General features: G+C 64.7%; 4 protein-coding genes. 1 reads left to right on the forward strand and 3 read right to left on the reverse strand.

The genetic code is table 11. The features are described 5' to 3' along the window. A partial coding sequence (locus ABW137_RS15940) for an aldehyde dehydrogenase family protein (protein WP_526401612.1) occupies positions 1–352 on the reverse strand: 352 nt, incomplete at its 3' end. Between ABW137_RS15940 and ABW137_RS15945 the strand changes: the two genes are divergently transcribed. Beyond that, entirely contained in the window at positions 290–1,222 is a 933-nt protein-coding gene (locus tag ABW137_RS15945) for a LysR family transcriptional regulator (protein WP_526401614.1), read from the forward strand. The two genes, ABW137_RS15940 and ABW137_RS15945, sit on opposite strands and share 63 nt — an antisense overlap. 79 nt (positions 1,223–1,301) lie before the next feature. Here ABW137_RS15945 and ABW137_RS15950 read toward each other — a convergent pair whose 3' ends face one another. Together ABW137_RS15950 and ABW137_RS15955 are read right to left on the reverse strand one after the other, a co-directional pair. Beyond that, positions 1,302–2,093 carry a GAF and ANTAR domain-containing protein gene (locus ABW137_RS15950; RefSeq protein ID WP_526401616.1) on the reverse strand — a complete coding sequence of 264 codons (792 nt, stop codon included), beginning with the start codon at positions 2,091–2,093 and terminating at the stop codon, positions 1,302–1,304. Between the two features lie 116 nt (positions 2,094–2,209). Further along, entirely contained in the window at positions 2,210–3,070 is an 861-nt protein-coding gene (locus ABW137_RS15955; protein WP_526401618.1) for a creatininase family protein, read from the reverse strand. Positions 3,071–3,522 lie beyond the last annotated feature (452 nt).

Raw genomic sequence — 3,522 nt, forward strand, 5'->3', positions numbered from 1 at the left:
GCTGGAACTGTCGCGCGGCACGCCCCGAACTGGTGAAGATCGCAGCGCCGTTGCCATACTCGTGTGCGCGGATGAGGGCGATCGCATCGTCCAGCGTCTCCACCCGAACCACGGCGAGGACAGGCCCGAAGACCTCGGTCAGATAGAGCTCGGACGACGTGTCGACGTGATCGATCACGGCAGGCCCGACGAAGTACCCCTCCTCGAAACCCTCGACCAATTCCCGGGTTCGGTCGACGACGACGCTCGCGCCCTTCTCGGCTGCCCGCCCCACGATCCCCTGGATCCGATGCATTGCCTGGCTACTGACCACCGGGCCGACCTCGACGCCCGGAGTGGTGCCTGCACCCATCTGAACGCGCTGTGCACCGCACTGGAGAAGGAAGCAGGCACCGCACTCGTCGTCCGTTCTGCCAATGGCTGTTCGTTGACAGACGCAGGCGGAGCACTGCTGCAGCACGCCGAGCAGATCGAGAAGACGCTATTGGAAGCCAAGGCTTCAGTCGGCTCCGAACCGGGACCCGCAGCGCTGTCAGGACTGGTCCGAATCGTCGCACCGGACGCCTGTGGCGCCCACATCGTCGCCCCCGTGCTGGCCCGGTTGCACCGTGAGAACCCTGAATTGATCCTCGAACTCGTCACCGCTACTCGAATCGCGGCATACGGCACCGGTGCCGACATCGAGATCGGGGTCGGATACCCGCTGTCCACCAAGACGGGAACCGAGCTGCTTTGCACCTACGAACTCGGCCTCTACGCATCACATGACTATCTGCAATCCCGCGGTCGGCCCCAGACCGTCGACGCGCTGGAGACGCACTCGTTCATCTATTACGTGGACGCCCTGATGCCGGTCGAGGAGCTCCACGTCGTGGCCGGGTTCCTGCCGTCGAAGACGGTACATGTCGGCTCCACCAACGTGTTCGCCCACGTGAGTGCCACGTGCGCGGGCGGCGGGATCGGTCTTCTACCGTCCTACCTCGCCCGCCAACACCCCGAGCTGTCGCCGGTCTTGTCGGAGGAGACCACCGTGACATTGCAGTATCTGATTCGATTGGCACCCGAGAAGTTGCGACGCCCTGCCGCGTCTGCAGTTGCGAACCAGCTGCTGTCCGCGGTGAAGGTACTCGATCGCGACCTGCGCCCCAATGCGTATACATCGCCGCTTCGCCAACATCATCGGGATGTGGTGCCAACTCCACCGGTCACCCGTGCGCCGTGACCCCCCCCAAACACCCCCGCGGCACCGGGCACGAGCGTTCCCGAGCACGGCGACTCGGTCGGATAGCCGGTCGGGTGACTCACGGCGAGAGTCCGCCGGAGAGTTGGTCCATGACGTGGCGGGCGACGACGCGGAGCTTGACGTTGTCGCGCTGGGAGAGGCGAACGAGCTCGGCGAACGCTTCCTCGGCGCTGCCGCCACGCAGCACGCGCAGTGCACCCTTGGCTTGATCGATGTCGCTGCGAGACAACAGGGCTCGCTCCAAGTCCCCGACCTTGGCACGCAGCGTCTGGCAGTGTCGCGCATTCGCGACGGCCCGAAACGCCGTGTCGGTATAAAGGGAAAGCAGCTTCTCGTCGACGACGTCGAAGTCGGCCTGACGGCTGTAGGCATTGAGCGACCCCACTAGCTCAGAGCCGTCGGCCGGACTGAGCGCGGTGACGATCATCGGTATGGACAAGATCGCGCACACCCCGTCCGCGCGTGCCGCGGTGACGAATTCGGGCCACCGCAGCTCGGGGGCGTCCGACGCGAAGCGCACCGGGCGGCGCGAGTGTGCAGCCTCCCAACATGGCCCACTGCTCGAAGCATATTGTTTCGCGTCGAGCGCTAGAAGCGGCTCGTCGGTGGAGGCAGCAGTGCGCACCGCATCCTCGCCGAGGACGGTGATGGACACGGCGTCCGCGGGAGGGACAGCTCCGACCGCGCACTGCGCCACCTGTCTCAGGACAGCGTCGAGAGATTCGTCGGTGATGAGTGTGCCCTGCAGGGACCGCAGCGCCGTTGCCACGCCGTCCAGTCGAGTCATCACTGGCGCGAGGTCACCAGCCGCGACGGCGCCTTCGTCCCTCGCGACGTCACGAGGGTTCATCAGCTGTGTCCGATGCCAACAGGACACCACTGAACCGAGAACGCCCGCCCACGACGCTCCGGCGAAATGCAACGGGCCGCGTTCTCTTTTCGGAGTGCACGAACACGGACGCCGTCTCAGGTTCTATCGAGAACGCCCGCAGCGGTGCCCGTGCGGGAGCTTGCGGCGGAGCTGGCGAACGTGTCGACGAGGATGGACGCCACCGCGTCGAGGCAACGCTGACCCAATTCGGCGCTGGCGCCACGAGGGTCGCCGAGCACGCCATTGGAACTCAACGCCTGAACCCCGTGCTCGAAAACCGTCGCCAACGTCTCAGAATCAGGCTCACCGACGAAACCAGGGGCCAGGGCGTCCTCGTGAACCAGGCCGCGGCCTAGCGCCATCATGATCGAGGTCTCCGCGATATCGGCGTGCCCGCCCACCGATTCTCCACGGCCACAATGCTGCTCGACGACCGACCGCCACGTGTCCAACAATAGGGCGCGATCCGAGAACACCACCACCTCGACCCCGGACGGAGTCGCGTCATACAAACGATCAGCCATGTCCGACAGAGGATCGAAATTGCCCATATGGGCCGAGAAGATCAAAATTCGCTCAAAACCGTGGCGCGCCAGACTCGTACAGCAGTCGGTGAACCACGCCTCCAACGTGGCCGGACTGACCGAGAGAGTCCCCGCGAACGCCATGTGATGCTCCGAGCACCCGATCTCGATGGTGGGCGCCACCAAGGCGTTCAACTCACCAGCCACCCGAACGGCCAGTTCGCTTGCATGATCGGCATCTACCGACAGCGGAAGATGACCCCCGTGCTGCTCGATCGCACCACACGGCAAAACCACGGTGCGACAGCCCGACTGGATCGCGTCTCGGATCGCCGGTGACGACAGGTACTTCATCCGAATCTCCGCAGCCGAAGTCTCGCCCATACGGAAACCTCTTTCCTGGAATCGCTCGCGGGCGTCATTCATGGCCATGAGCCGCTCGAGCGTCGAAGCGCGCCGTCGCCACTATCGGGTGGTTTCGGCGGTGTCGAATTGGTGTTGGATGTTGCGGTAGTCCTCGGGGCGGGTGGCCTTGATCGCCAGCGCGTGAAACAGACCACCCCACCAAACCCAAATTCCCCCGCAACGTCTCACCGCCCACCGACGCCACCTCAGACGCATCCGTCGCCGCCATCACACCCCCCAATCCACCAATTGGCCTAGAGCATGCCCCAATAGACCAAACACCGTCAAGAGAAAGCCGCGAACCGAAATGATGGCCTGCGTGCGGTGGTGCGCAGTACGGTCCTCCCTAGACCCGCAGTAACGAATGGCTCACGGACGATCACCACTGTTGACCAGCCTTTCGCGCACGGGAGTTCGCCCCCGGTGCAGTCGCGAACCCACGATGCCGACCGGAATGCCGAGGAGACTGGCGATCTCGG

The sequence above is a fragment of the Mycobacterium sp. genome, assembly GCF_040509115.1.
Taxonomy (GTDB): domain Bacteria; phylum Actinomycetota; class Actinomycetes; order Mycobacteriales; family Mycobacteriaceae; genus Mycobacterium.

Excerpts from the sequence above, each read along its gene's own strand:
- ABW137_RS15945 (WP_526401614.1), top strand. The coding sequence starts at position 290 with ATGCATTGCCTGGCTACTGACCACCGGGCCGACCTCGACGCCCGGAGT.
- ABW137_RS15950 (WP_526401616.1), bottom strand. The coding sequence starts at position 2,093 with ATGAACCCTCGTGACGTCGCGAGGGACGAAGGCGCCGTCGCGGCTGGT.
- ABW137_RS15955 (WP_526401618.1), bottom strand. The coding sequence starts at position 3,070 with ATGGCCATGAATGACGCCCGCGAGCGATTCCAGGAAAGAGGTTTCCGT.